We start from the raw sequence: 26,408 nt of genomic DNA on the forward strand, positions 1-26,408 counted from the left end.
GCTTACCATATCCCTGCTTACGGCATGTCCCCAATGCATTGGCCCCCACACTATGTCCTCAGGGTAATACTGGTAAAACAAATGGTATATGCCCTTATGGTAAACCAAGCCGTTGGGATCATTCATCCACTTCTCTTCCGGGCTGAAATGGAATTGGGGACGGTAAGGTTCCTGATAATACGCTTGTCCTGAAATCCCTTTACTATCCTCTTTTGCTTTTTGCCCATCTTTACAGGCAACTATCAGAGCACAGACGGACATTCCTATTACTGCAGCCCGAACTATTGATTGGATGTTCCGCTTCATACCCTTAAAAATAATGAAATTCAAAAGAGGGCCGTTTCCTCTAGGCCGGTCTCTCTAAAATGATAACTTTGTTACTTTCTCAAAAGGTAAAAAGAATGAAAAATAGTGCGATGCTTTTGTTGGGCCTCTTATTGGCCTCCTGCCTGGGACAGCAGAGCATTGAAGGGGTGCTACGCCAATACAACCGGGAAACTGTACCCTACATTCAGGTGGATGAATTGGCAAACTCTTCAGCGTACCTGCTCATGGATACGAGGGAAAAAGAAGAATTTGAAGTGAGCCGGTTGGAAAATTCCTTATGGGTGGGACACAGCAATTTTAAAATAGAAAAAGTAGTGCAGCAGGTTCCGGATAAAGACACGCCTATTGTGGTGTATTGTTCTGTCGGCGTACGTTCCGAAGACATCGGGGAAGAATTGAAGAAAGCAGGCTACACCCGGGTAAAAAACTTGTATGGAGGGATCTTCGCCTGGAAGAACCAGGGTAATACGGTGGTTGGCCCTGATGGAAAAGCCACAGAAAAGGTCCACGCTTACAGTAAGTATTGGGGACGCTTGCTGACTAATGGGGATAAAGTATATTCGCCTTAAATTTTCAGAATTTGGGAAGCAAGAACATCCTGCTCATTTTTACCAGGAATCCGGAACTCGGGAAATGCAAAACCCGGCTGGCAGCGAGGATCGGGGACGAAGCCGCCCTGGAGATCTATAAGTTCCTTTTAGCACATACCGAACAACTTTGCAGGAACCTTCATGCAGACAAGGTGGTTTTTTACTCCAACACCATTCCCAATACAGATATTTGGGACCCCGACCTATATGTCAGAAAATTACAGGAGGGTATTACCCTAGGGGAACGCATGAGGAATGCATTTCAGTGGGCATTTAAAAAAGGATATCAAAATGTAGTGCTGATAGGGAGTGATTTGTATGACCTCAAAACAGAAGACCTGGTTGAGGCCTTTGAAATCCTTGAAACCAGGGATTTTACGGTAGGCCCGGCATCTGATGGGGGGTACTACCTGCTTGGGATGAAGGAACTCAAAGAAGAGCTTTTTGAGGACAAGGTTTGGGGAACACCTACGGTACTTGGAAGCACCCTCAAGGATTTGGAAGGGGAAAGTGTAGGCCTGCTCGAAGAACGCAACGATGTAGACGTGTATGAAGACATTAAAGATGTTCCCGTTTTTCAAAAATTTTTAGCATAAAAATATGACTCAGAAACAACTGGATACCTCCGTCGCTTACCTCAAGGACAAGGGTTTTGAAAATCCTGAAATTGGAATTGTCCTGGGTTCTGGCCTGGGAAAAATGGTGGCGGAGATCGAAAACCCGATTGAAGCCCATTACCACAACATCCCTTTCTTTCCCCTGGCTACCGTAGAGTTTCATTCAGGGAAACTCATATATGGCACCTTAATGGGCAGGAAGGTGGTCCTGATGTCAGGTAGGTTTCACCTATACGAAGGATATGAATTTACAGACGTAACCTACCCCATCCGGGTAATGCGGCTCCTGGGGATTCAAAAACTCTTTGTTTCCAATGCGGCCGGGGCAGTGAACCTCAGTTACACTAAGGGAGATATTATGCTGATCGAAGATCATATCAACCTGCAGGGCGGGTCTCCGCTGGCCTTTAAAAACGTAGCTGAATTTGGCGACCGTTTTGTGGACATGAGCGAGCCTTATGATTTGAATATGCGCAAGAAAATTGAGCGTATCGCTGATCGGGAAGACATCTCACTTCAAAAAGGCGTCTATGCCGCCGTGGTAGGGCCCCAGTTGGAAACCAAGGCAGAATACCGCATGTTGAAGACCCTTGGGGCAGACGCTGTGGGCATGAGTACCGTCCCTGAAGTAATTGTTGCCAATCATTTGCGACTACCTGTTATAGCGGTATCTGTTTTGACGGATGAATGTGACCCGGACAACCTGGAACCTATCAACATCAAGGAGATCCTTGAAGTGGCAGACCGTACCGAACCTAAAATGATTAAACTATTCAAAGAACTGATCCGAGAACTATGAGTTACTTAGAAACTACCAAAGCGGTCTACAAAGAGGCTGCACTTACCCCTGATGTTGGCCTGTGTTGTACCACCAATCCGGTTTGGCAATTCCCGGGCCTTTCTATCCCTAAGAAAATGCAGGAAATGAATTATGGTTGCGGAAGTACGGTGTCTGCACAAGACCTGGTGAACAACCCTAATATCCTATATGTGGGTGTTGGAGGCGGGATGGAACTCCTTCAGTTTTCTTATTTCTCCCGTCAGAAAGAAGGTGTTATTGGGATCGACCCGGTACCGGAAATGCTGCAGGCTTCCCGGGATAATTTCAAGCAGGCCGAAGAAGAAAACTCCTGGTTTAAAAGTGAGTTTGTAAAACTGGTACAGGGAGATGCACTCAACCTCCCCATTGAAAGTGAAAGTATTGATGTGGCTGCGCAGAATTGCCTGTTCAATATCTTCAAGACAGAGGAGCTCAAAAAGGCAATTAGTGAAATGTTCCGGGTGCTAAAACCCCATGGGCGGCTGGTCATGAGCGATCCGGTATGTGATACACCCATGAATGAAGCCCTAAGAAACGATGAACGCCTCAGGGCCCTGTGCCTCAGTGGCAGCATCCCGGTTAAGGAATACATTAAAATGCTGACCGATGCCGGATTCGGGACTATCGAAATCCGCGGAAGGCGCTCCTACCGTGTGCTCTCGCCCAACCACTACCCCACAGACGAACTGATCCATATTGAATCCATCGAGATCGCTGCGATCAAGGACCCTATGCCCGAAGACGGACCTTGTGTTTTTACTGGAAAAACCGCCATTTATTATGGGGATGAGGAATACTTTGATGACGGCAAAGGGCATGTATTGCTACAAAACCAACCCCTGGCCGTGTGCGATAAAACAGCCGCGGTGTTGGGCAAAGCTAATAAGCAGATCCATATAAGTGAAAGTACCTGGCACTATAACGGAGGGGGTTGTTGTTAGCCCTGCTCCCTGATCATTCTTTTTAGTTAACGCTTTCCCATGAGCACCTTCCGACTTTTATTGATCTTATTCTGTAGCGGGTTACCGGTGTTTGCATTGGCTCAGAAGGACCAGGTACAAGTTGAATGGACGCGATTATTGGCACGATACGTGGATGCTTCCGGTACTGTAGATTATGGGGCCCTTAAAGAAGAGGAAGACGCCCTGGAGGCGTATATCCATGACCTGGGAAATGCACCTCCTGATGAAAGCTGGAGCAAAAACAAACAGCTGGCTTATTACATCAACCTGTACAATGCCGCAACACTAAAGTTGATCCTGCAACACTACCCCGTTTCAAGCATCCGTGATATTGCACAGCCCTGGGGAAAAAAATGGATTCGTATAGGAAATCGACAACTCTCCCTGAACCATATTGAACACAGGATCCTTCGTAAAATGGAGGAACCCCGGATCCATTTTGCCATCAATTGTGCCTCGGTTTCCTGTCCGAAGTTGCTTAACCAGCCTTTTGAGGAAGAACATCTGGATCAACAGCTGGAATTGGCAACCAGGGCATTTATCAACAACCCCGCGAAGAATGAGATCACCCCTGAACAGCTAAGACTGTCCCCTATTTTTAAATGGTATCGGAAAGATTTTGTGAAAACGGGAACACTTCAAGAGTTTATCCGCCAATACAGTGATACACCCATTTCAGTTGATGCCCGGATAAGCTACCTGAAGTACGATTGGAGCCTGAATGATCAATAAACCAAAGATCAGTGTCATTGTGCCCGTCCTCAATGAGGAAGACTGGGTACCCGCCCTGTGCACAGCAATTAAAGAGAACAGTGATTCCTATCCGGATCTTGAGTTGCTGTTTGTGGACGGGGGAAGCACAGATAGTACGGCAAAACAGATCCGGGATTCAGGAGGACGTGTGATTTCTTCCCCAAAAGGGAGAGCCAGGCAAATGAATACGGGGGCAAGAGAGGCAAAAGGGGACATCCTTTATTTCCTTCATGCGGACACTCTGCCACCAAATGGTTTTGACAAGGCCATCAGGGAAGCCGTGGGTGCAGGCAGGGATGCGGGTTGCTTCCGTATGAAATTCGAAAGTCCCAGCCGGTTCCTAGCCTTTTTCTCCTGGTTTACCCGTGTTAACCATTGGCTCTGTCGGGGCGGGGATCAGTCCCTCTTTATCACACGGGATCGTTTCGAAGCCCTCAGCGGGTTCAATGAAGACTATATCATTTATGAAGACCTGGAGTTGATTCGCCGCCTGTACAAGAAGGGTGGTTTTACGGTTTTACCCGGCTGTGTGATTACCTCAGCCCGGAAGTACCAACGGGTAGGAAAATGGAAATTGCAATATCACTTTACTGTGATCCACCTGAAAAACTATCTGGGAGCTTCCCCCGAGGCGCTGTATCAATATTATAAACGGCATATAGAAACTGCCAATTATTGATAATTCATGTTACCTGCCCTATCTTAGGTAAAAATTAGTGATGGAAAATTTTAGTACTCGCGACCAGTTGATTGAACTGGCCAATAAACTATTCATTTATACAGATGAGCGTAATTGGTCCCTGCTAAAGACAGAAGTATTTCATGAACGGGTTGATTTTAATATGTCTTCTCTCGGCGGACCTGTCAGGCAAATGACTGCAACGGAAATCTGCGATATGTGGAAAGAAGGGTTCGAGGGGATCGATGCCATAAATCATCTAGCAGGCAACTACCTCGTCAAGGCATCGGAAAATGAAGCAGAGGTGTTCGCGTATGCCACAGCAACACATTTCAAAGAATCCGCTCAAATGGGAAAGACCAGGGAATTCGTCGGCAAATATCATTTGGGCATGACCAAGACACAGGAAGGTTGGCGCATCAACCGATTTACTTATATACTAAAATACATGAACGGTAACCTTACCCTGGAGTAACCTACCTTACTAAGGTGCTCTAAAACGTTCTGTAGAACATACGGATCACATCCTCAGCAGGTTTGTTCTGGGGTGTAAAACGATTGTCTTGTTCCCCGCCGGCACGATCGTGGTTGAGGAACCACTTCCAGACAAATCCCCCTGCAAACCAATCTTCGCCCCAAAACTCCTCAAAAATGGCCTGCTTGGCATTCACCTGCCCCTCCATATTTGCCTGTTCCTCATTGCGGTCTACCAGCCAGGGCTTCTTGGCTGTGTAGTCCATACTGCGGTAGCCATATTCGGTAAATAAAATGGGTTTTCCCGTTTGCTCTGCTACTTCAGCAATCCGGGTTTTCCAGGGTTGCCATCCCTGTTTTAGGGCTTCAATGCTTGGGGTACGTTCTTCCGAAAGCGGAAAATAGGCATCGATGCCCACAAAATCCAACAAAGGCCAGAAGGGCGTCCGTTTATACTCGTCCCAGTTGGCCGCATACGTGAGCTTTCCCTTGTACACTTCCCTGACTTTTCCAATAAGGGCATTCCAAAACAGGGGGCGGGCCTTGACAAATTCCTCCAGTTCGGTCCCTATACAAAAAATATCCACCCGTGTTTCCTGGGCAAGTTTGGCGTAGGTTAGGATGAATGCTTCATAGGTGGCCTCCAGCGTATTCCAGTCTTCTTCGGTAGTCATCTTAAGGTCTCCTGTAAACTCCCCCCGCCAGATCCATATCTGAGGTTTGAGCATAACCCTGATCTTGTTCTTCCGCAGCAAATCAATGTATTGTTTGGCTCCTTGTTGGGTTTCCCCATACCACTGCCTCTCGGTATCAAAAATGACTTCCGGGGATTGTTGGTTGCGGATAAAACCAAAGGGCATAACGGCTGCATGATCGGCAAATACTTCCAGTACAGCATCCACATCTTTCTGAGAAGCTGCTTCCCGGGAGGCAACAAAACTTACCCCGTTTATTTTACCCACAAACTGACTGCTACAACTAAATTGCAATAGAATAAGGAAGATAAAACCTGCTTTTTTCATTTCTGGAGTATGAGTACCTCATTCAAATTTAATAAATCAAAAAAAACAAGCAGTTAAAATACTACTAAGGGTTAAGTTCTTAACTTTAAAGACGACACATACAATAGCAACCTTCACAACCAATGGAACACATCATCATAATCGGTAATGGCATTGCCGGGGTAACTGCCGCCCGACACATTCGTAAGCTTTCGGACAATCGCATTACCATTATTTCCGCAGAAACCGATTATTTCTTTTCCCGAACTGCCTTAATGTATGTCTATATGGGACATATGAAGTTTGAGCACATCAAACCCTATGAGGATGGTTTCTGGTCAAAAAACCGTATCGACCTGGTCCGTGGTTATGTGACCCGGGTAGACGCTGAAAAAAAGGAAATTATCGTGGGTAATTCAAGAACCTTTCCTTATGATAAACTCATTATCGCCTCTGGCTCCAAACCCAGTAAATTTGGCTGGCCAGGACAGGACCTGCACGGGGTACAGGGGTTGTATTCCAAACAAGACCTCGACTTGCTCGAAACCAATGCTCCGAATAAACAGGTATGTAAACGGGCGGTTATCGTAGGAGGCGGCCTGATTGGCATAGAACTGGCTGAAATGTTGAGCAGCCGGGATATCCCCGTTACCTTCCTGGTCCGGGAAACCAATTTCTGGGACGGGGTGTTACCTGAGGGTGAAGCAAAAATGATAAATGAGCACATCCGGGAGCACCATATCGACCTGCGATTGGAAACCAATCTCGTGGAAATCCTGGCGGACGACCAAGGGCGTGCCCGGGCAGTGGTTACAGACAAAGGAGAAACAATATCCTGTAACCTGGTGGGACTCACCCCGGGGGTAACGCCCAATATAAGTTTCCTGAAGGATTCCGGAATTGAACTGGGACGCGGCATCCTTGTAAATCGCTTTCTTGAGACCAATAAGCCGGATATTTACGCCATCGGCGACTGTGCCGAACAGCGGGAGGCCATTGGACAAAGGAGGAAGGTAGAAGCGGTGTGGTATACGGGAAGGATGATGGGGGAAACAGTGGCTCAAACCATCTGCGGAAATCGCATCCCCTACAATCCGGGCCACTGGTTCAACTCGGCGAAATTCTTTGATATCGAATACCAGACCTACGGATGGGTGTTCAGCGAACGGATCAAATCAGAAAAGGAGCTCCATTTTCACTGGCGGCACCCGGAAGAAAAAATATGCGTTACGCTGGCGTACCACAAAGACTCGCGAAAATTTCTTGGGATCAACACCTTTGGCATCCGCATGCGGCATGAAATTTTTAACCGCTGGTTGAATGAAGGCCGAACCATAGATCAGGTGGTGGAGTACCTGGCTGATGCCAATTTTGATCCGGAGTTTTACCGGCGTTACGAAAGCCTGATTCTCGATGATTACAATAAAGAAATGGGAACACAGATCCGGGCGGCCCGAAAAAACCAGCGTCGAATATTTCAAACACCTTAACCCCTGGTCCATATCCCCTCAACAAAAAGAAGCGCTAAAAAATGATGAGCACATATGATAGAAACATGTCCCTTGCCGGACAACCGCCAAAAGCCCTGACAAAAGGTCAACGCCTGGCAACGCTTACAGGATTTGCAGGATTCGCCATTTTACTCCTGGCCGCTTTTGGGGTCAACTTCCCAAACAAAGGGCTCTGGCTTTCCCTTTCCCTCCTGGCGATATTCGTCGGTATTACCTGGTTTACTGTATTGAGCTACAGGCACAAATCTAAAGGGATCAAGAATGACGGAGTATGGTTCAAATCCATTTCCAATATGGGGTTCTGGGGGTGGATCACGGGTATCGCTATAACCGCTTTCTACATCATACTGTATTTCTTTCCCCAGTACCTGGGACTAAACGGGGAAGGTGCCAATAAAGGGGTGATTGCCCTGTTTGACCCATTGAGCCTGGCGCTAAGTGGCAACCCGGCCAGCCAGTGGTTTGTTTACGGCACCCTGTATACCCTGGCCATCCTGGCTTTCGGAATAAAATTCCTGTGGAAATACCGGCATAACCGCTACGAGGTACTACGCACCATAAGTGTGATGTTCTTCCAGACTGCCTTTGCCTTTATCATCCCGGAAATTATGGCGCGCCTCAACGGATCCCTGCCCTATTACGACCTCAAAAACATCTGGCCACTCAACTATTACAATTTCGAGCGCTACCGCATAAACGGATTTATCAGTTCAGGGGACATCGGCCTGGCCCTGCTAATATTTGGTGTGCTTTCTGTGTTTGTTATCTCTCCTATCCTCACCTATCGTTACGGGAAACGCTGGTATTGCTCATGGGTTTGTGGCTGCGGCGGCCTGGCGGAGACTGCCGGGGATGCCTTCCGGCAACTCAGTGATAAAACGGTGACCGCCTGGAAAATAGAACGCTGGGTGGTGCATAGCGTTGTGGTATTTGTGACCCTGATGACCACAGCCGTAGTATATTCCTATCTGGGGAACGATACCAGCAAATACTGGCTTACCAAAAGCACCTTCCTCTTTGGGGTGGCAGGCTTGCTCACGCTGGTTTTTGGCTGGGCCATGCTTTTCAAGCGAAAACAACTTCAGAAAGATGCACAGTACGGAGCTATTGGTTATTTCGTAATCATCATGGTGCTTATTGCCCTTTATGTATTTAGCGGCAAGGGAAATATCTTTCTGTTCGATTCCGAAACGCTCAGAAAATCCTACGGCTTCCTTATCGGGAGTATTTTTTCCGGAGTTATCGGGACAGGGTTCTATCCGATCTTCGGGAACCGGGTATGGTGCCGTTTTGGTTGTCCGATGGCAGCTATTCTGGGATTCCAGCAACGTTTGTTCTCAAGGTTCAGAATTACAACGAACGGCGGACAGTGCATTTCCTGCGGCAACTGCTCCACTTATTGCGAAATGGGGATAGACGTTCGGGCGTATGCGCAAAAGGGCGAAAATATAGTCCGGTCAAGTTGCGTAGGCTGCGGGATCTGTTCTGCTGTATGCCCACGGGGGGTGTTAAAACTGGAAAATGGCCCTCTTGAAGGAAGGATAGAAGCCAGGCAGGTATTGCTGGGCAATGATGTAGACCTTATGGAACTCGTACGTTCACAGTAGTCCAGGATAACCTTGTTGGTCAAGGGGAAAAGATTATTCCTACTTTTGTGCCTTTCTATACGATCCAGCATGCAGGACAGGACTGACATCCGAGTAATCATCCCGGCCTTTAATGAAGAGAACTCTATCGCAAGGGTAATCCAGGACCTTCCGGAGGTGGTCACAGAGGTGGTGGTGGTGAACAACAATTCTACTGATCAAACGGCTCAGGTGGCAAAGAAAGCAGGGGCTACTGTCCTAACTGAAACCCGTATGGGTTATGGGTATGCCTGCCTGAAAGGACTAAAATACATACAGGAACAATCCAAAACCCCTGATATTATCGTATTTATCGACGGAGACTATTCAGATTATCCACAGGAACTCTCAAAAATAGTGGCTCCCATTATTGAAGGAGATGTGGATTTTGTAGTAGGCGCCCGGGTGAAATCCCTCAGGGAAAAAGGCTCCATGACCCCGCAACAGGTGTTCGGGAATCAACTGGCCACTTTCCTGATGCGAATGATGTTCGGGGCGAAATTTACTGACCTGGGACCCTTCAGGGCCATTAGGTACGACAAACTGTTACAGCTCAATATGGAAGACAAAACCTACGGCTGGACGGTGGAAATGCAGCTAAAGGCACTGAAACAAAAAGTGGCATATGTCGAAGTCCCAGTGCGTTACAAAAAAAGAATAGGGGTCTCCAAGGTGTCAGGTACTGTAAAAGGTACTATATTTGCCGGCATAAAAATACTGGGTTGGATTTTTAAATACAGTTTTAAGTAATATGGGACTCACACTATCATACATTGTTATCGCGATCTACAGCATCGCCCTGGTATTGATCTTCCTGTATAGCCTTTCCCAGTTGAACCTGCTGGTGAATTACCTTGGGAATAAAAGGCGCAACGAAGAAGCTCCAAAATTCAATCTGCTCGATCCTAAGGAAATCCCATTTGTCACCATACAACTTCCTATATATAACGAGAAGTACGTGGTGGAGCGATTACTTGACAATATTGCCAAAATAGAGTATCCCAAAAGCAAACTGGAGATCCAGGTCCTGGATGATTCCACAGACGATTCTGTGGCAGAGACTGCGGAACGCATTAAAGCCCTTCAGGAAAAAGGCTTGGATATACAGCATATCCGCCGGGAAAACCGGGAAGGTTTCAAAGCCGGGGCACTCAAGGAAGGCCTTACCATTGCAAAAGGGGACTTTATTGCAATTTTCGATGCTGATTTCCTGCCCGACAGTGACTGGTTGAAAAAGACCGTGATCTATTTTAAGGATGAAGAAATTGGTGTTGTACAGACCCGATGGGGCCATATCAACCGTGATTACTCTACCCTTACCCGGATACAGGCCTTCGCGCTGGATGCCCACTTCACCCTGGAACAGGTGGGTCGCAATGCCAAGGGGCACTTTATCAATTTTAACGGAACAGCAGGTATCTGGAGGAAGGAATGCATCCTCGATGCTGGAAACTGGGAAGGGGATACCCTTACAGAAGACCTTGACCTCAGCTACAGGGCACAGTTAAAGAACTGGAAATTCAAATATCTGGAGGATGTGGAAACCCCTGCAGAATTGCCTGTGGTTATCAGTGCTGCTCGTTCTCAGCAATTCCGCTGGAACAAAGGCGGGGCAGAAAATTTCAGAAAAACGGTACTGAGTGTAATCTCAGCCAAAAACATTCCATTTAAAACCAAATTCCACGGGGTGATGCATCTGCTAAACAGCAGTATGTTCCTGTGTGTCTTTTTGGTGGCTGTGCTGAGTATTCCCATGCTTTACATAAAGAACAGCTTTGGACACCTGGGATGGATCTTTGAGGTGACCAGCTTTTTCATCGTTAGTACCATTATCCTTTTTATCTGCTACTGGTTCACCTATCGCAGTATACAGGGGAGTAGTTTTGACCACTTTGTCGACTATATTAAGTTGTTCTTTACCTTTTTCTCAGTAGCCCTGGGCTTCTCCCTGCACAATACAGTTGCCGTACTTGAAGGGCATATGGGCAAGCGCAGTGAATTTGTGCGCACCCCGAAATTCAATATCAGCAACCTTACGGACAGCTGGAAAGGGAACAAGTACCTCACCAAGAAACTATCCCCCAATATGATCCTGGAGTTTGGCCTTATGGTATATTTCCTTTTTGGGATGTACAGTGCCATTCCCCTGAATGACTTTGGGTTGTTCCCATTTCACCTGATGCTCTTCCTTGGATTTGGATTTGTATTCTTCAAATCCCTGACTGCCAAGGCCTGATCTTTTAAACCTCACTTTAAGTGCTGCCGTACATTTGTGTTGGCACTATTAGGCATTTTTCAGTTATTTGTAGATACACTAAGCTGAGCAAACATGCTGAAAATCCTTGGCAAATATTGGAATCTGCATAAGATTTCCATCCTCATCCTCCTATTGTCAGTGGTTTTCTACTATGTCTTTGCCTACCAATTGCAACGCTTCGATTTCATAAAGTTACTGGGGCTCTATCTGGCACTCTTCTTCTTTTGCTTTAAACTGATTCAGTTCGAAAAGTGGAATTTCCGGTTTTTGTTGTTTGCCGGGCTCGCCTTTCGACTTGTCTTTCTGCTGGCGGAGCCCACCCTGTCTCAGGACTACTTCCGTTTCCTGTGGGACGGTCACCTCATTCTTTTGGGTGACAACCCCTATCTTCTAAGTCCGGATGCACTCATGGAAAAAGGCGATGTCCAGATCCCCAATGCCGCCATTCTGCATGAAGGTATGGGTGCACTAAGCGCAAGGCATTTCAGTAACTATCCGCCCCTGAATCAATTATTCTTTGCCCTCGCAGCCCTTCTTGGTGGTAAAAGTATCATGGGTACGGTGGTAGCCATCAGGATTATGCACATCGCGGCCGACCTGGGTATCTTCTATTTTGGAAAAAAACTATTGCGCTACCTGAACAAGTCGCCCTATTTGATTTTTTGGTATTTCCTGAACCCCCTGGTAATTATAGAACTAACTGGAAACCTTCATTTTGAAGGGGTCATGTTGTTCTTTTTCTGCGCCGCCCTTTACTTTTTTCTTATTAATAAGTGGGTGATCTCCGCTATTTTGATCGGGGCTTCCATTTCTCTGAAACTTGTCCCGCTGCTCTTCCTCCCCTTATTCCTGAAAAACCTGGGGTGGGCACGAAGTTTGCAATTTTATCTGCTGGCATTGTTGGTTATTGCCGGCTCGTTGGTGCCCTTCTATATACAGGAATTTTTCTCTAACTATTCCGAAACACTTAAGCTTTGGTTCTCGAATTTTGAGTTCAATGCGGGTATATACAACCTGGTCAGGCAAATTGGAATACAATTCGAAATAAAACCCTGGGAGCTCATTAAGTTCTACGGAAAAATTACTCCCATTATCGTCCTTGCATTGGTGTTCTGGCTCAGTTTTTTCCGAAGGGGCAAATCGGCCAATAGCTTGATTGGCAGTATGCTGATCGTAATATCGGCCTACCTGTTCCTGGCTTCCACCGTGCACCCCTGGTACATTATTTTCGCACTCTTCCTCTGCCTGTTTACGAATTATCGATATCCACTGCTCTGGTCAGCCGTAATTGTATTGAGTTATTCGGCATATAGAGAAAATGAAATCAAGGAGTCCCTATTCTTGCTGGGTATTGAATATCTCTTGGTTTTTGGATTCCTGGCCTATGAATATTTCAGATCAAAACCCCAAAATTCGTTAATTCACAAAAATTAAAGGCTCAGCTTTGTGAATTCGAGAGTTTTTGTACATTTGGTTCAGGATGAATAAAAAAGCGCATATACTAAATTCTGTTCAGGCTCTAGTGAGCCTGCCCTTCTCTTTGCCGCGCCGCCGTCGCCCGTAAGGGTGTTCTTCTGTTATGGGAAATAGGTGAGTCCATTTCCGCAATACCTTCCGATAAACTTTTGTTCCAATAAATCGAAAAGCAATGAAAATTGTTATTGCTAACGAATCTCACATCAAATACGCACAGGTCATCAGCGACACCATAACCGAATCCGCCAAGGTCAGGGGTACGGGTATCGCCAGGCGTACGCCGGAATACATCATCGAAAGACTGCAAAACGGGAATGCGGTAATAGCTCTGGACGGGGAGAATTTTGCAGGCTTTTGCTACATTGAAATGTGGGAGCATAAGAAATTTGTAGCCAACAGCGGCCTGATCGTACATCCCGATTACCGGAAACAGGGACTGGCCAAAAAAATCAAAAAAGCCATTTTTGAATTGTCCAGGAAAAAATTCCCTGAGGCAAAGATCTTCGGTATTACAACAGGATTAGCCGTGATGAAGATGAACTATGAACTGGGGTACAAACCGGTGACCTTCTCCGAACTTACAGATGACCCGGAATTTTGGAAAGGCTGCCAAACCTGCAAAAACTTCGATGTACTTACTAGGACGGAATACCATATGTGCCTGTGTACAGGGATGCTTTTTGATCCTAATGATAAGACAGGGGTCAGGAAAACAAAAGGACAAACCAAGTCCATTCCCTCCTTGAAGAAATTAAAAACAAACCTGTTTTCTAAAAAAGAATCAAAATGAAAAAACTGGTACTCGCCTACAGCGGTGGCCTGGACACTTCCTATTGCGCACTTTACCTTTCCAGGGAAATGGGATACGAGGTACATGCCGTAACCGTTAATACCGGAGGGTTCAACGAGAAAGAACTGGCCGATATAGAAAAGAAAGCGATCGCCCTGGGCGCCAGCAGCTACAAGGCCATTGATGGTGTTGACCTCTTTTATGAGAAGGTAGTTAAATACCTGATCTACGGAAACGTGCTACGGAACAATACCTATCCCCTATCCGTTAGTGCCGAACGGATCGTTCAGGCCATGGAAATTGTTAATTACGCCAAGGCTATGGGGGCAGATTGTATTGCGCACGGCAGTACCGGGGCAGGGACTGACCAGGTGCGTTTTGATATGATCTTTCAGATCCTCGCTCCCAAGATTGAAATTATTACCCCGATACGTGATAATAAACTCTCGAGACAGGCAGAAATCGCCTACCTGCAGGAAAACGGCATTGATTACTCCTGGGAAAAGGCCAAATATTCCATCAATAAAGGCCTTTGGGGTACTTCTGTTGGCGGAGATGAGACCCTCACTTCCAACCTGCCCTTACCAGATAAGGCCTTTCCAAGCCCCCTGCAAGAAAAGGAGGCAAGAAAGCTTAAGCTGAGTTTTGACAAAGGGGAACTGATTGCCATTGATGATAAGACAGATAGCCCGGTTGCTAATATCGAAAAACTGAACGCCGTGGCTTCCCCTTTTGCCATAGGACGCGATATCCATGTGGGAGATACGATCATTGGGATAAAAGGCAGGGTAGGGTTTGAAGCTGCCGCACCGCTTATCATAATCAAAGCCCATCATTTGCTTGAGAAACACACCCTGAGCAAGTGGCAGCAATACCAGAAAGAACAGCTTGGGAATTTTTACGGCATGCTGTTGCACGAAGGCAACTACCTGGATGACGTGATGCGGAATATAGAAGCCTTCCTGGCAGATACGCAGAAAAATGTAACGGGGGATGTCTTTGTTAGCCTGCATCCCTATCGTTTTGAACTGGAAGGAATTTCTTCCGAGAACGACCTGATGAATGCTGCTTTTGGCAGTTACGGAGAATGGAACGAAGGCTGGTCCGCGGAGGACGCCAAAGGCTTTATCAAGATCCTGTCCAACCCCGGAAAAATTGCGAACCATATACAGCAAGACCATGATTAAAGTAGGCATAGTTGGGGGCTCCGGGTATACCGGGGGAGAATTGATCAGGCTGTTGGTCCATCACAAAGAAGTGGAGATCAGTTTCCTCTATAGCCGTACACGGGCCGGAAAACCGGTTACTAGTGCACACCCTGACCTGGAAGGTATAAGCAGCTTGTCTTTTGGTAGTTCGGTAGACCCCGGTGTTGACCTGGTTTTCCTCTGCCTTGGGCATGGACACAGCCGTAAATTCCTTGAGGAACATCCTTTTAATGCCGACACCAAGATAATTGACCTCAGTCAGGATTTTCGCCTCAAGGACAACAATACCCTCAATGGAAAACAGTTTGTATATGGCCTTCCAGAATTGTTCAGGGAAGAGATCAGGCAGGCTGATTATCTGGCCAATCCGGGTTGCTTTGCAACTGCCATTCAACTGGCTTTATTACCATTATCCAAGGCAGGGCTCCTGGGTAAGGATATCCATGTAAATGCCACAACAGGAAGCACAGGTGCCGGTGTGAACCCAACAGCAACTACGCACTTCAGTTGGAGGAACAACAACCAATCGTGGTACAAACCATTTACCCATCAACACCTGGCTGAAATCAACCAAAGCCTGGATACAGGGCAAAAGGAGAAGGGGCAATTGTTGTTCCTGCCCAACAGGGGGAATTTTACCCGGGGGATATTTGCCACCGCTTATACACAATATAAAGGGGAAAAAGCTACCATAACCAAACTTTACAGTGAATTTTACAGGGATGCTCACTTCACCCAGGTATGTAGTGATCCCATCCAGCTGAAACAGGTGGTCAACACCAACCAGTGCCACCTTCATATACATCAGGAGGGCAATATCGTGCTGATTACTTCGGCCATCGACAATTTGTTGAAAGGGGCGTCGGGACAGGCGGTGCAAAATATGAACCTCATGTTTGGTTTTCCGGAAAAAGAAGGCCTGCAACTCAAAGCGAGTATATTTTAAAACAAATTGAAATTACACCAGATAAAACAACTACCATGAAAATAGCCATTATCGGAACGGGGAACCTGGGAAAGTCAATTGCCAAAGGTATTTTACACAGTAATGGTGCAACCACCATGTACCTGACCAAGAGACATCCGGAAAGCATACGGGATTTTGAAAAATACGGTAATGTAAAGGTCACGGCAGATAACCATGAAGCCGTTAAGCATTCCGATATCCTGATTTTTGCCGTGCAACCCGGGCATTTTGGAGGCATTTTGGAAGAAGTGAAAGACCTGCTTACCGACAAACACGTTGTTATTTCAACCATTACCGGTTTTAGTATCAAGCGGATGGAGGAGATCATCGGTAAGCAGCATTATATCATCCGGAGCATGCCCAATACTGCTATTTCTGTTGGAAAATCCATGACCTGCCTTTGCGGCAATGAGGCAGGCCAGAAGCGGATTGAATTGGCCAAGGCCATATTCAACCGTATGGGACATTCCCTGGAAATTCCTGAAGAGCAAATGCAGGCAGCTACTGTGATTTGTGCCAGTGGGATCGCCTTCTGGATGCGTCTGATCCGGGCTACCACGCAAGGGGCCATTCAATTGGGTTTTGATGCAAAAGAAGCTCAGGCACTTGCCATGCATACCTGCGATGGGGCAGCAGGCCTGCTGATTGCCTCCGGCAACCATCCGGAGCAGGAAATAGACAAGGTAACCACCCCAATGGGATGTACCATACAGGGCCTGAATGAAATGGAACACCAGGGGCTGTCCTCTTCTCTCATCCGGGGAATTGTCACCTCATTTGAAAAGATCAACGAATTCAAAATGAATTCCTAAGCCGAGGAAAAATGTCCAAATTATTTGAGGTATATCCGCTCTACAAGGTCACCCCTGCTTCTGCAAAAGGGATTACCATTACCGATGATCAAGGTGAGGAGTATCTCGACTTTTATGGGGGTCATGCGGTGATCTCTATCGGTCATTCACACCCGGTATATGTGCAACGATTAAAGGCACAGTTAGACAAAATGGGGTTCTATAGCAATTCCGTGATCAATCCTTTGCAGGAGAAGTTGGCCGCTGAACTCGTTAGGATTGCCCATTGTCCGGAATACCAGTTATTCCTGTGCAACTCTGGTGCTGAAGCCAATGAGAATGCATTGAAACTGGCTTCTTTCCATACCGGTAAATCCAGGGTAATTGCCTTCAGGAACAGCTTTCATGGTCGTACCTCTGCCGCCGTAGCCACAACCGACAACCCAAAAATATGCGCCCCTATCAATCAGCAACATAAGGTGACCTTCCTGGATTTGGAAGATCGGGAAAGCCTGGAGGAAGAATTAGCCAAAGGCGATGTATGTGCAGTAATAATTGAGGCCATACAAGGGGTTGGGGGCCTGGATGAGCCTTCATCCGGTTTTTATGCCTTCCTGGCAGGATGCTGCAAACAACATGGTGCCCTGCTTATTGCAGACGAGGTGCAATCAGGTTTTGGCCGGAGCGGGAAGTTCTTTGCCTTTCAACACCATGGCATAGTGCCTGATGTTATCAGCATGGCCAAGGGCATGGGGAATGGGTTCCCGGTAGGCGGAATATTGATCCATGAAAAGATCAAGGCTTCTCTCGGGATACTGGGCACTACCTTTGGCGGCAACCATATGGCATGTACTGCTGTTTTGGCTGTCCTGGAGGTACTGGAAAACGAAAATCTTATAGAGAATACCGCAAAGCTGGAAACACGGTTCAGGGAAATGGCGGCTGGGATTCCTGAAGTAATCCGCGTTAAAGGAAGGGGATTGATGCTGGGACTTGAATTTGGTTTTGACGTCGCCCCGCTCCGTGAAAAACTGATCTATGATTACAAGATTTTTACCGGGGGAGCCAAAGACAAACACATATTGCGGATTCTGCCCTCACTGGGGGTAACCGGAGAAGAGATCAAGCAATTTTTTACTGCACTAAAATCCGCCCTATCATGACACATTTTTTCTCTGTAAATGATATCCCAGATGTGCAGCAATGGCTCCGTGAGGGCCGTGAGTTGAAAAAGGCTCCAAATGCCTTACGGCAATTGGGCAAGGGAAAAACGCTGGGCTTGTTGTTTTTTAACAATAGCCTGAGGACGCGGTTAAGTACCCAAAAGGCTGCCTTAAACCTGGGGATGGAAGTCATGGTGATGAATTTTGGCAAAGAAGGATGGCAACTGGAGTTTGAAGACGGGGCCATAATGAATGGAGACCGGGCAGAGCACGTCAGGGAAGCTGCCAGGGTAGTTTCTCAATATTGCGACGTGGTGGGTATCCGGGCTTTTGCCGGATTGCAGAATAAAACTATGGATGAGCAGGAACAGGTCCTGAAAGGCTTCATGAAACACACCACTATTCCAGTGGTTAACCTGGAAAGTGCTCTGGGCCATCCCCTCCAGGCGCTCGCAGATGCCATAACACTCGAAGAAAATCGAACCATAAGGCGGCCCAGGGTGGTGCTGAGCTGGGTCCCCCATCCCAAACCCCTGCCCCACGCGGTAGCTAACTCCTTTCTCCGGATGATGCAGCGAATGGATGTGGATTTGTCTATCACCCATCCGGAAGGGTACCATCTCGATCCAAAAATAGTTGCGGACACCCCGGTCTTGTATGATCAAGGGGAAGCCTTGAGCAACGCAGATTTTGTCTATGCTAAAAACTGGAGCAGTTACGAAGCCTATGGAAAAGTACTTAGCACCGACAGGAACTGGATGATTACCCGGGAAAAACTGGGTACAGCCCGTTTTATGCATTGCCTCCCGGTGAGGAGGAATGTAATCGTCGAAGACGGGATACTGGACAGCCCGCAGTCCCTGGCCATTGAACAAGCCAACAACCGGACGTTCGCAGCCCAGCTGGTATTGAAAAAGTTATTAGAAAAAGCCTAAGTATCTGGAAACATGAAACCTGAGCTTTCAATCGTAAAAATTGGTGGAAATGTCATAGAAGCCCCTGACGCACTGAGTAGGTTTCTTTCTAATTTCAACGGCCTACCACATCCCAAAATTCTGGTTCATGGAGGGGGGAAAAAAGCTACTGAAGTGGGCAGGAAGTTGGGGGTTGAAACACGTATGTTCAAAGGAAGGCGGATAACAGATATCGAAAGCCTTGAGGTTACCTTGATGGTCTATGCGGGACTGGTTAACAAAAAGATCGTGGGGGAACTGCAAGGTATTGGCTGCAACGCCATTGGACTAAGCGGGGCAGATGCCAACCTCATCCAGGCGAACAAAAGACCGGTAGGTGAGGTAGATTTTGGCTGGGTAGGTGACATATGCGGGGTAAATTCCCAAGCCCTGATCAAGCTGATTTCTGCCGATCTGGTCCCTGTTTTTTGCGCCATTACTCATGATCAGAAAGGACAGATGTTCAATACCAATGCAGACACCATTGCTTCTGAGCTGGCCATAGGTCTCGGAACAGCTTACTCAGTTTCTCTTTTCTATTGTTTTGAAAAACAAGGCGTCCTTTCCGATAAACACAACGAGGAGTCCGTGATCCCTGAAATAAATTGGCACGTATACCGGGAACTTATAGCTAAAAACATTATTTCGGATGGTATGCTTCCAAAATTGGAAAACAGCTTCCGGGCCCTCGAACAAGGCGTTTCTAAAGTCTGTATAGGCAATATGGATATGATAAGATCAACACCTGGCAGGTTTACCACCCTTACCCTATGAAAAACGAATTACAAATACTGACCGAAAAAGCCATAGGCCTGCTTATGGAACTTATCGCAATCCCTTCCTTTTCCACGGAAGAAGAAAACACTGCGGCAGCCGTTGAAGCCTGGTTACACACCTTTGACATCCCGGTCAAAAAATGGCACAATAACGTGTATGCCCTAAACCGCTTTTTCGACCCCGGCAAACCTACCCTATTGCTCAACTCCCATCACGATACGGTGAAACCCAATAGCGCTTACACCCGGGATCCCTTCCATCCAGAAATAGTGGATGGAAAATTATATGGGCTGGGCAGTAACGATGCCGGGGGCAGCCTGGTAGCTTTAATGGCGACATTTGCCCATTTCTATAATTGGGAAAACCTCAGTCATAACCTGGTCCTGGCCGCTTCAGCAGAGGAAGAAATTGCCGGCCCTAAAAGCCTTAGGGAGTTACTGTCTCATTTACCTAAAATAGATGTGGCCATTGTGGGAGAACCCACGCTGATGCAATTGGCTGTTGCGGAAAAGGGCCTTATTGTCTTTGATGCCAAGGTCAAGGGCACCCCTTCCCATGCCGCCCATCCGAATGGGAATAATGCCATTTACAATTGTATCTCCGTATTGGACTGGTTTAAAAATTATAGGTTTGAAGAGGTTTCTGAAGTATTGGGGGAAGTAAAACTGACCGTAACCCAGATCAATGGGGGTATGCAACACAATGTAGTGCCGGCGGCTATTGACCTGGTTATAGACACACGCGTAAATGATTGCTATACCAATAAGCAAATAGCAGACATCCTGATTCGTGAAGCACCTTGTGAGCTAAAGCCCCGCTCCCTGCGGCTCAATTCTTCATCTATTGAACACAACCACCCGCTGGTACAGGCAGGAATAGCTTTGGGTAGGGACACCTATGGGTCGCCCACCCTTTCTGACCAGGCCGCCCTGAGCTGCCAATCCTTAAAGCTTGGCCCGGGGGATAGCACAAGGTCGCATTCTGCTGATGAATATATCTATATCAGGGAGATAGAGGAGGGAATACAGTTGTATATTGAGATGTTGACGACTTTTTTAAGCAATTCGAAATCCTAGTTAGGGAAGTAGTAAATCCGATTAGAAAAATAAAAATCAAACATTATGAAACTCTGGGACAAAGGTCAAAGTACAGACAAAAAGATCGAAGCCTTCACCGTAGGCCGGGACCGGGAACTGGACCTGGACCTGGCCTATTATGACGTAAAGGCATCGATGGCTCATGCGCAAATGCTGGCCAGGGTTGGCCTTATTTCCCAGAAGGAAGGGGAATCCCTTGTCGCTGCCCTGAAAGAAATTGAGGCGTCTATACATAATGGGACGTTCACGATTGAAGCGGATTTTGAGGATATGCATTCCAAAATAGAATACCTGTTGACCGAGAAACTGGGGGATACGGGCAAAAAAATACACACCGCACGTTCGCGAAACGATCAGGTCCTGGTAGCCATGCAGCTTTTCCTGAAGCAGGAGCTCACCCATATAGAAACGGGTATTTCTGTGCTTTTTGATCTGTTAATTGCGCTCGCGGAAAAACACAAGTCGGTATTGCTGCCGGGATATACACACCTTCAGATCGCGATGCCTTCCTCCTTTGGCTTGTGGCTTTCGGCCTACGCAGAAAGCCTGATCGACGACATCTATCTGTTAAAAGCCGCTTATCGGATAAGTGACCAGAATCCGTTGGGAAGTGCTGCCGGATACGGAAGTTCCTTTGCTATCGACCGGAGTTATACCACGGAACTGTTAGATTTTGACACCCTGAAATACAATGTGGTGGCAGCACAGATGGGCAGGGGCAAGGTAGAAAAATCAGTGGCTTTTGCTATAGCCGGACTGGCCGGCACCCTCTCCAAGCTGGCCATGGACTGCTGCCTGTACATGAGTCAGAATTTCGGATTTATTTCCTTTCCTGACCAGCTAACGACCGGCAGCAGTATTATGCCCCACAAAAAGAATCCCGATGTTTTTGAATTGGTCAGGGCGAGGTGCAACAGCCTGCAGGCCCTGCCTAATGAAATTATCCTATTGACCAACAACCTGCCCAGCGGATATCACAGGGATTTCCAGCTCTTAAAGGAAAAGCTGCTGCCAGCTGTCAATAGCATAAAGGATTGCCTGGAGATTACAGCCTTTAGTCTCGAACAGATTCAGGTCAAGTCCGATATCCTGTCGGACCCGAAATACGACTACCTGTTCAGTGTGGAAAACCTAAACGAACTTGTACAGCAAGGGGTAACTTTTCGCGATGCATACAAACAATTGGGCGAGGAAATCGCTTCCGGAAGTTATCAACCCCAAAAGAATATTCAGCATACCCATGAAGGCAGCATAGGCAATCTTTGTCTGGGGGAGATCAGACGTAAAATGCAAACAGCTCGGAGTACATAAGCCATAATTTCCTTTTTATGTACTTATCTTTTTTGTACTTTTTGAAAGCACTAATTATTTACTTCATGTTTGCATTGGTATACCGGTCCCGGGCTGTTCCAGGTTTCGGCCGCCTTCAGATTCAGGAAATGTTGGAAAAGGCCAGGCGATACAATGAAGAACAAGGTATTACGGGCTGCCTGCTATACCACCAGGGAGAATTTCTACAGTACATCGAAGGCAATCAGATCAGGGTATTACAACTTTATGATAAGATCAAAAGCGATCCGCGTCACACAGACATGGTCCTTTTATCACATGGGGAAAGGCCTGAAAGAAGGTTTCAACAATGGGAAATGGCTTATGAAGATTTCTACGGGGACAACGACCAGATTGCCTACATGAAATTAGTGGTATCTCATCACCTTAAAGATATAAAGGGAGAGCCTTCTGATGCAGCGATCGATACCTTCTGGAAGAATGTTAGTAATATGCTGAGCGGGGATTTCCAAACAAGCAGCTAACCTTATTTGATCATTTTCAGGTTAATCACCTCCTGTGCAGTGAGGGGCCTCCAATGGCCACGGGGCAAGTCTTTTTTCGTAAGGCCTGCAAAAACCACCCGGTCCAGCTTCACTACCTCATAACCAAGATGTTGAAATATTCTCCTGACGATTCGGTTGCGACCACTGTGGATCTTCACTCCCACTTCACGTTTTGGGGCATTCCGGATATGACTCACATCGTCTACTTGTATGGGGCCGTCCTCCAGTTGCAGTCCTTTTCTGATCGCAATCAAGTCTTCAGTACGAAGGTTTTTGTTTAATTCCACATGGTAAATCTTGCGAACACCATGTTTGGGATGAGTAAGTTTTTTGGCCAAATCCCCGTCATTGGTAAACAACAGTAAACCGGTTGTATTTCGATCCAGACGGCCTACAGGCAATAGGCGGGCATTTGAAGCATTAGAAATCAATTCCATTACTGTTCGCCTTCCTTTCTCGTCGCTGGTTGTGGTAATGAAGTTCTTGGGCTTGTTGAGTAAAACATACTCTTTTTTCTCGGGGTTGAGTATCCGTCCGTCAAAACGCACGACATCCCCGGGGCTTACCTTATAGCCCATCTCGGTGATGGGTTTGCCATTGACCGTAACATTTCCGGCTGCGATATAGGTATCTGCCTCCCTGCGGGAACATACCCCACTGTTGGCCACGTATTTGTTTAATCGGATACGTCCGGAATCCTGTTTAGTCTCTGGTGTCCTTTCCTCGGACCTGGTCCCTTTTTGTTTAGGCTTCCGTTTCCCCTGATAGTCTGATTGGGATTTGGAAGGTCTTCGCCCCCCTGTTCGTTTTGGCCTGGGTTTTTGCATGAACTATAATTAAGCAGGCAAAGGTACGCAATAGCAGCGGTTTGCAGCAGTTTTATGATGTTTTATTGTCTTTGTAACCCAGCGTACTCTGCCGTTCCCTGTTAAGGATTAATTGGGTTACATCCGGACGGGCATAATGCCCTGCGGGATCAAAGTTCTGACGTTCCTCATAAACGCGGTTGATATCCAATTGGGCATAAAGGATACCTTCTTTATCCACAACCGGTTCCAGGATCCATTCCCCGTCGGGACCAGCGATACAGGAGCCCCCGTTGGCCATTACCATAGGTGTGGATGATAACAGCTCGTCCAGATGAGGGGTGCCTTTTGGAAAATCAGATTGACGCATCAGGGAGGATACAGACAGCACATAACTCCTGGATTCCCTGGCTATAAATCGGGTGATATCTTTGGTATTGTTCAGGTTACCAGGCCAGACGGCCACATGCAGGTCCTCTCCCTGGGCATATAGTGCAGCCCTGGGAAGAGGCATCCAGTTTTCCCAACAATTCAAGCCCCCCAGGGTAAAGCTTTTCAGGGCATGGGTTTGCAAACCATTTCCGTCACCCGGCGCCCACGTAAGTCGCTCATCATAGGTAGGCTGGAGTTTACGGTGCACAGATTTGATCTCCCCTTTGGCATCGATATAGACCAGTGAACAATAAAGGCTGTGACCTCCACGGTCTGAAGGTCTTTCAATAGTACCGAGATAGATGGCCATTTGATGTTCGGCAGCCAGCTTGCAAATCGGGTCCAGATCGCCTGATGCAATGTCAATTGCATTTTGTGCGTAGTGGGCGTGCAATTCCTTGTTGAGCTTCAGGTCCCAGGCAGCACCATCCGTATAGGCCAGCCAAAAGGGGTAACCAGGCAAAACTGCCTCCCCGAAGACCAGCAACTCCGCCTTGTTTCCGGCAGCTTCATCTATACAAGCCACAATTTTGTTCAGTGTGGCCGTTTTATCCAACCAAACCGGGGCAATCTGGGCCAATCCAACTTTTAAGAGGGCATCCATTGGAAGATTCTGTTAAGGACAAGGTCAATATCAATCAGCAAGATACTAAATACCCCAAGCACTATAGTAAATTTGAGGATGTTATGGAGCCATACATAGTGTTTCTTCTCCCCGGCTTTCCATAATAAAATCAAAAACAGCAAGAGCAGGGCTATACTGGAAATGAAGTAGAGATACATCTGGCCCACATCAAACTTTTGGATAAGCAGTAAGGCGGGTGCCAGGGTTAGGATAATGAGGATCATTATGCAGGTTTTCGAGAAGAGCGTGCCATAGAGGATGGGAATTGTCCGGTAACCCTGGGCTATATCCCCGATCATGTTTTCCAGGTCCTTGATCATCTCCCTTGCCAGTATGAGCAAAAACAGAAAAATCGCATGAACAAAAATTACCGTTTCAAAATTCCTGTAGTAAACAAATACGATAAAGAAGGGAGTAATGGCCAAAGAGGCAGACACCAGGTTGCCAATAAAAGGAATCCGCTTCAACTTATGGGAATACAACCAGATACCGAAAATATAGGCCGCAAAGAACAGGGCCGCCCGAAAAGAGACATAACTACCCAGTAGTACAGAAAGAAAATTCAGGACAAAGTAGGCTGACAACTTGGTTCGTTGGCTTACGAGCCTGTCCAGCATACTCTTCCTGGGCTTATTGATGAGATCTTTTTCGGAATCATAAAAACTGTTGATGATATACCCGCCGGCAATTACCAATGCCGAGGCCAGGACGAGGACAAACAATTGCGGGTCAAAGAGTACCTGTCGCAGGGAAATATCGGGTGAAAGGATAAACATGGAAGCCAGGTACTGGGCGAGGATAATCATCAGGATGTTATAGCCCCTCACAATAGAGAATAGGCTCAACATCTTGAGCAACAAGAGTTTGTTTTTCCTACTAAGCATGTTGGTGGCTTAGAACGTGTAAACGACTTCCAGGGTATGCCCTTTGAGGGCTTGTTTCGCTTTTTCGATATCCTGTGTGAACCCAAGGATGTATCCTCCCCCACCAGAGCCACAGAGTTTCAAATAGTAATCATTGGTTTCAATGCCTTGTTTCCAAAGCTGGTGAAACTCCTTGGGAATCATAGGTTTAAAGTGGTCCAGAACCACATGGGAGAGTTCCTTGAGGTTGCTGAACAGGGATTTTACATTCCCGCTGATAAAATCATCAACACAGGCATCGGTGTGTTTGATAAACTGCTCTTTCAGGACCTTTCTGAAGCCCTCGTTCTTCAACTTTTCCATGAAGATCTCCACCATTGGGGCAGTTTCCCCGGTAATTCCACTGTCCAAAAGGAATACGGCTCCCGATCCCTTCAGGTTTTGGGAAGGGATGCTGGTAGATTCCACATTGTCCTGGGAATTTATAAGTATAGGCAGACTGAGATAACTGTTCAGCGGATCCAGGCCTGAGGACTTCCCATGGAAGAATGATTCCATTTTCCCGAGTATGTTCTTTAATCTCAACAGTTTTTCCCGGGTAAGATTTTCGAGCACGGTTATTTTGTTGTGCGCATACTTATCATATACGGCTGCTACCAGTGCACCACTGCTACCAATACCATAACCCTGTGGAATGGAGCTGTCAAAATACAGGCCTTCGGCAATATCCCGTTGCAAACCTTCGAGGTCGAAGGAAACCAGTTCAGGGCATTCCAATTGGATCTGCTCCAGGTGCCCGGCAAAGTTTTTCAGGCTTTCATTGGATTTCAGGGCAGGTCCGCTAAGCTCGGTTGCTTTCTTAAGTGCCCCCTTAAAAAAATTATAAGGTATGGACAGGCCTTTGGAATCCTTGATGATTCCGTACTCACCGAACAATAAAATCTTGGAATAAAATAAAGGCCCTTTCATGTATGTGCTGTTGGTGGGACTATTCAAATTTACATTTAAT

27 protein-coding genes and 1 pseudogene are annotated in these 26,408 nt (G+C 46.9%); 22 read left to right on the forward strand and 6 right to left on the reverse strand.

Translation table 11 applies throughout. From position 1 onward, the window contains the following. Positions 1-306, reverse strand: a pseudogene (locus AC4E7D_RS00190) (glycoside hydrolase family 32 protein); the annotation flags it as partial. Between the two features lie 95 nt (positions 307-401). Here AC4E7D_RS00190 and AC4E7D_RS00195 point away from each other — a divergent pair. Genes AC4E7D_RS00195 through AC4E7D_RS00225 form a run of 7 tightly spaced genes read left to right on the forward strand, consistent with a single transcriptional unit; the run spans position 402 to position 5,223 of the window. Further along, positions 402-896 (forward strand): rhodanese-like domain-containing protein, encoded by a 495-nt coding sequence (locus AC4E7D_RS00195; RefSeq protein WP_490171776.1) that lies wholly within the window; start codon positions 402-404, stop codon positions 894-896. A gap of 11 nt (positions 897-907) precedes the next feature. Then, complete coding sequence (locus AC4E7D_RS00200; RefSeq protein WP_490171777.1) at positions 908-1,513, forward strand: TIGR04282 family arsenosugar biosynthesis glycosyltransferase; 606 nt, start codon at positions 908-910, stop codon at positions 1,511-1,513. A gap of 4 nt (positions 1,514-1,517) precedes the next feature. Next, positions 1,518-2,333 (forward strand): purine-nucleoside phosphorylase, encoded by an 816-nt coding sequence (locus tag AC4E7D_RS00205; RefSeq protein ID WP_490171778.1) that lies wholly within the window; start codon positions 1,518-1,520, stop codon positions 2,331-2,333. After that, positions 2,330-3,295: an arsenosugar biosynthesis arsenite methyltransferase ArsM gene (gene arsM / locus AC4E7D_RS00210; RefSeq protein WP_490171779.1), complete on the forward strand. Its 966-nt coding sequence runs from the start codon at positions 2,330-2,332 to the stop codon at positions 3,293-3,295. The genes AC4E7D_RS00205 and arsM overlap by 4 nt, the downstream gene beginning before the upstream one ends. A gap of 39 nt (positions 3,296-3,334) precedes the next feature. After that, complete coding sequence (locus AC4E7D_RS00215; RefSeq protein ID WP_490171780.1) at positions 3,335-4,048, forward strand: DUF547 domain-containing protein; 714 nt, start codon at positions 3,335-3,337, stop codon at positions 4,046-4,048. Beyond that, a complete protein-coding gene (locus AC4E7D_RS00220; RefSeq protein ID WP_490171781.1) occupies positions 4,038-4,748 on the forward strand; it encodes a TIGR04283 family arsenosugar biosynthesis glycosyltransferase in 711 nt (236 codons plus the stop codon). Before AC4E7D_RS00215 ends, AC4E7D_RS00220 begins: the two co-directional genes overlap by 11 nt. 40 nt (positions 4,749-4,788) lie before the next feature. Beyond that, positions 4,789-5,223 (forward strand): nuclear transport factor 2 family protein, encoded by a 435-nt coding sequence (locus tag AC4E7D_RS00225; RefSeq protein WP_490171782.1) that lies wholly within the window; start codon positions 4,789-4,791, stop codon positions 5,221-5,223. A gap of 19 nt (positions 5,224-5,242) precedes the next feature. Here the strand turns inward: AC4E7D_RS00225 and AC4E7D_RS00230 are convergent, their stop codons facing one another. Next, a complete protein-coding gene (locus tag AC4E7D_RS00230) occupies positions 5,243-6,244 on the reverse strand; it encodes a glycoside hydrolase family 113 (protein ID WP_490171783.1) in 1,002 nt (333 codons plus the stop codon). A gap of 122 nt (positions 6,245-6,366) precedes the next feature. Between AC4E7D_RS00230 and AC4E7D_RS00235 the strand changes: the two genes are divergently transcribed. From AC4E7D_RS00235 to AC4E7D_RS00305, 15 genes are all read left to right on the forward strand, one after another. After that, positions 6,367-7,713 carry an NAD(P)/FAD-dependent oxidoreductase gene (locus AC4E7D_RS00235; protein ID WP_490171784.1) on the forward strand — a complete coding sequence of 449 codons (1,347 nt, stop codon included), beginning with the start codon at positions 6,367-6,369 and terminating at the stop codon, positions 7,711-7,713. A gap of 44 nt (positions 7,714-7,757) precedes the next feature. Next, a complete protein-coding gene (locus tag AC4E7D_RS00240) occupies positions 7,758-9,341 on the forward strand; it encodes a 4Fe-4S binding protein (RefSeq protein WP_490171809.1) in 1,584 nt (527 codons plus the stop codon). 69 nt (positions 9,342-9,410) lie between these two features. Next, a complete protein-coding gene (locus AC4E7D_RS00245; RefSeq protein ID WP_490171785.1) occupies positions 9,411-10,109 on the forward strand; it encodes a glycosyltransferase family 2 protein in 699 nt (232 codons plus the stop codon). 1 nt (position 10,110) lies between these two features. Continuing rightward, positions 10,111-11,595, forward strand: a complete 1,485-nt coding sequence (locus AC4E7D_RS00250) for a cellulose synthase family protein (RefSeq protein ID WP_490171786.1) — start codon at positions 10,111-10,113, stop codon at positions 11,593-11,595. Positions 11,596-11,688: 93 nt separating this feature from the next. Then, entirely contained in the window at positions 11,689-13,050 is a 1,362-nt protein-coding gene (locus AC4E7D_RS00255) for an MptA/MptB family glycosyltransferase (protein ID WP_490171787.1), read from the forward strand. 214 nt (positions 13,051-13,264) lie between these two features. Beyond that, positions 13,265-13,882, forward strand: a complete 618-nt coding sequence (locus AC4E7D_RS00260) for a GNAT family N-acetyltransferase (RefSeq protein ID WP_490171788.1) — start codon at positions 13,265-13,267, stop codon at positions 13,880-13,882. Next, on the forward strand, positions 13,879-15,069 hold the full coding sequence (locus AC4E7D_RS00265) for an argininosuccinate synthase (RefSeq protein ID WP_490171789.1): 1,191 nt from the start codon (positions 13,879-13,881) through the stop codon (positions 15,067-15,069). The genes AC4E7D_RS00260 and AC4E7D_RS00265 overlap by 4 nt, the downstream gene beginning before the upstream one ends. Next, complete coding sequence (gene argC, locus AC4E7D_RS00270) at positions 15,062-16,036, forward strand: N-acetyl-gamma-glutamyl-phosphate reductase (protein ID WP_490171810.1); 975 nt, start codon at positions 15,062-15,064, stop codon at positions 16,034-16,036. The genes AC4E7D_RS00265 and argC overlap by 8 nt, the downstream gene beginning before the upstream one ends. A gap of 35 nt (positions 16,037-16,071) precedes the next feature. Next, positions 16,072-16,869 (forward strand): pyrroline-5-carboxylate reductase, encoded by a 798-nt coding sequence (proC, locus tag AC4E7D_RS00275; RefSeq protein WP_490171790.1) that lies wholly within the window; start codon positions 16,072-16,074, stop codon positions 16,867-16,869. A gap of 11 nt (positions 16,870-16,880) precedes the next feature. Further along, a complete protein-coding gene (locus AC4E7D_RS00280; protein WP_490171791.1) occupies positions 16,881-18,011 on the forward strand; it encodes an aspartate aminotransferase family protein in 1,131 nt (376 codons plus the stop codon). Beyond that, entirely contained in the window at positions 18,008-18,946 is a 939-nt protein-coding gene (locus AC4E7D_RS00285) for an N-acetylornithine carbamoyltransferase (protein WP_490171792.1), read from the forward strand. Before AC4E7D_RS00280 ends, AC4E7D_RS00285 begins: the two co-directional genes overlap by 4 nt. Before the next feature lie 12 nt (positions 18,947-18,958). Then, positions 18,959-19,738, forward strand: a complete 780-nt coding sequence (gene argB, locus AC4E7D_RS00290; protein WP_490171793.1) for an acetylglutamate kinase — start codon at positions 18,959-18,961, stop codon at positions 19,736-19,738. Continuing rightward, complete coding sequence (locus tag AC4E7D_RS00295; protein ID WP_490171794.1) at positions 19,735-20,817, forward strand: M20 family metallo-hydrolase; 1,083 nt, start codon at positions 19,735-19,737, stop codon at positions 20,815-20,817. The genes argB and AC4E7D_RS00295 overlap by 4 nt, the downstream gene beginning before the upstream one ends. A gap of 45 nt (positions 20,818-20,862) precedes the next feature. Next, on the forward strand, positions 20,863-22,149 hold the full coding sequence (gene argH, locus AC4E7D_RS00300) for an argininosuccinate lyase (protein ID WP_490171795.1): 1,287 nt from the start codon (positions 20,863-20,865) through the stop codon (positions 22,147-22,149). Between the two features lie 65 nt (positions 22,150-22,214). Beyond that, entirely contained in the window at positions 22,215-22,652 is a 438-nt protein-coding gene (locus AC4E7D_RS00305) for a BLUF domain-containing protein (protein ID WP_490171796.1), read from the forward strand. 2 nt (positions 22,653-22,654) lie between these two features. Here AC4E7D_RS00305 and AC4E7D_RS00310 read toward each other — a convergent pair whose 3' ends face one another. The 4 genes from AC4E7D_RS00310 to AC4E7D_RS00325 are packed head-to-tail and all read right to left on the reverse strand — an operon-like array spanning position 22,655 to position 26,368. After that, positions 22,655-23,500, reverse strand: a complete 846-nt coding sequence (locus tag AC4E7D_RS00310; RefSeq protein ID WP_490171797.1) for a pseudouridine synthase — start codon at positions 23,498-23,500, stop codon at positions 22,655-22,657. Between the two features lie 52 nt (positions 23,501-23,552). Then, a complete protein-coding gene (locus tag AC4E7D_RS00315) occupies positions 23,553-24,515 on the reverse strand; it encodes a carbon-nitrogen hydrolase family protein (protein ID WP_490171798.1) in 963 nt (320 codons plus the stop codon). Beyond that, positions 24,500-25,420 carry a geranylgeranylglycerol-phosphate geranylgeranyltransferase gene (locus AC4E7D_RS00320; RefSeq protein WP_490171799.1) on the reverse strand — a complete coding sequence of 307 codons (921 nt, stop codon included), beginning with the start codon at positions 25,418-25,420 and terminating at the stop codon, positions 24,500-24,502. The genes AC4E7D_RS00315 and AC4E7D_RS00320 overlap by 16 nt, the downstream gene beginning before the upstream one ends. 9 nt (positions 25,421-25,429) lie before the next feature. Next, complete coding sequence (locus AC4E7D_RS00325) at positions 25,430-26,368, reverse strand: mevalonate kinase family protein (protein ID WP_490171800.1); 939 nt, start codon at positions 26,366-26,368, stop codon at positions 25,430-25,432. Positions 26,369-26,408 lie beyond the last annotated feature (40 nt).

It is taken from the genome of Lentiprolixibacter sp. (assembly GCF_982873095.1).

What these genes read in the sequence shown, in the direction of transcription:
- AC4E7D_RS00195 (WP_490171776.1), top strand. Translation starts at nt 402, where the DNA reads ATGAAAAATAGTGCGATGCTTTTGTTGGGCCTCTTATTGGCCTCCTGC.
- AC4E7D_RS00205 (WP_490171778.1), top strand. Translation starts at nt 1,518, where the DNA reads ATGACTCAGAAACAACTGGATACCTCCGTCGCTTACCTCAAGGACAAG.
- arsM (WP_490171779.1), top strand. Translation starts at nt 2,330, where the DNA reads ATGAGTTACTTAGAAACTACCAAAGCGGTCTACAAAGAGGCTGCACTT.
- AC4E7D_RS00215 (WP_490171780.1), top strand. Translation starts at nt 3,335, where the DNA reads ATGAGCACCTTCCGACTTTTATTGATCTTATTCTGTAGCGGGTTACCG.
- AC4E7D_RS00220 (WP_490171781.1), top strand. Translation starts at nt 4,038, where the DNA reads ATGATCAATAAACCAAAGATCAGTGTCATTGTGCCCGTCCTCAATGAG.
- AC4E7D_RS00225 (WP_490171782.1), top strand. Translation starts at nt 4,789, where the DNA reads ATGGAAAATTTTAGTACTCGCGACCAGTTGATTGAACTGGCCAATAAA.
- AC4E7D_RS00230 (WP_490171783.1), bottom strand. Translation starts at nt 6,244, where the DNA reads ATGAAAAAAGCAGGTTTTATCTTCCTTATTCTATTGCAATTTAGTTGT.
- AC4E7D_RS00235 (WP_490171784.1), top strand. Translation starts at nt 6,367, where the DNA reads ATGGAACACATCATCATAATCGGTAATGGCATTGCCGGGGTAACTGCC.
- AC4E7D_RS00240 (WP_490171809.1), top strand. Translation starts at nt 7,758, where the DNA reads ATGAGCACATATGATAGAAACATGTCCCTTGCCGGACAACCGCCAAAA.
- AC4E7D_RS00245 (WP_490171785.1), top strand. Translation starts at nt 9,411, where the DNA reads ATGCAGGACAGGACTGACATCCGAGTAATCATCCCGGCCTTTAATGAA.
- AC4E7D_RS00250 (WP_490171786.1), top strand. Translation starts at nt 10,111, where the DNA reads ATGGGACTCACACTATCATACATTGTTATCGCGATCTACAGCATCGCC.
- AC4E7D_RS00255 (WP_490171787.1), top strand. Translation starts at nt 11,689, where the DNA reads ATGCTGAAAATCCTTGGCAAATATTGGAATCTGCATAAGATTTCCATC.
- AC4E7D_RS00260 (WP_490171788.1), top strand. Translation starts at nt 13,265, where the DNA reads ATGAAAATTGTTATTGCTAACGAATCTCACATCAAATACGCACAGGTC.
- AC4E7D_RS00265 (WP_490171789.1), top strand. Translation starts at nt 13,879, where the DNA reads ATGAAAAAACTGGTACTCGCCTACAGCGGTGGCCTGGACACTTCCTAT.
- argC (WP_490171810.1), top strand. Translation starts at nt 15,062, where the DNA reads ATGATTAAAGTAGGCATAGTTGGGGGCTCCGGGTATACCGGGGGAGAA.
- proC (WP_490171790.1), top strand. Translation starts at nt 16,072, where the DNA reads ATGAAAATAGCCATTATCGGAACGGGGAACCTGGGAAAGTCAATTGCC.
- AC4E7D_RS00280 (WP_490171791.1), top strand. Translation starts at nt 16,881, where the DNA reads ATGTCCAAATTATTTGAGGTATATCCGCTCTACAAGGTCACCCCTGCT.
- AC4E7D_RS00285 (WP_490171792.1), top strand. Translation starts at nt 18,008, where the DNA reads ATGACACATTTTTTCTCTGTAAATGATATCCCAGATGTGCAGCAATGG.
- argB (WP_490171793.1), top strand. Translation starts at nt 18,959, where the DNA reads ATGAAACCTGAGCTTTCAATCGTAAAAATTGGTGGAAATGTCATAGAA.
- AC4E7D_RS00295 (WP_490171794.1), top strand. Translation starts at nt 19,735, where the DNA reads ATGAAAAACGAATTACAAATACTGACCGAAAAAGCCATAGGCCTGCTT.
- argH (WP_490171795.1), top strand. Translation starts at nt 20,863, where the DNA reads ATGAAACTCTGGGACAAAGGTCAAAGTACAGACAAAAAGATCGAAGCC.
- AC4E7D_RS00305 (WP_490171796.1), top strand. Translation starts at nt 22,215, where the DNA reads ATGTTTGCATTGGTATACCGGTCCCGGGCTGTTCCAGGTTTCGGCCGC.
- AC4E7D_RS00310 (WP_490171797.1), bottom strand. Translation starts at nt 23,500, where the DNA reads ATGCAAAAACCCAGGCCAAAACGAACAGGGGGGCGAAGACCTTCCAAA.
- AC4E7D_RS00315 (WP_490171798.1), bottom strand. Translation starts at nt 24,515, where the DNA reads ATGGATGCCCTCTTAAAAGTTGGATTGGCCCAGATTGCCCCGGTTTGG.
- AC4E7D_RS00320 (WP_490171799.1), bottom strand. Translation starts at nt 25,420, where the DNA reads ATGCTTAGTAGGAAAAACAAACTCTTGTTGCTCAAGATGTTGAGCCTA.
- AC4E7D_RS00325 (WP_490171800.1), bottom strand. Translation starts at nt 26,368, where the DNA reads ATGAAAGGGCCTTTATTTTATTCCAAGATTTTATTGTTCGGTGAGTAC.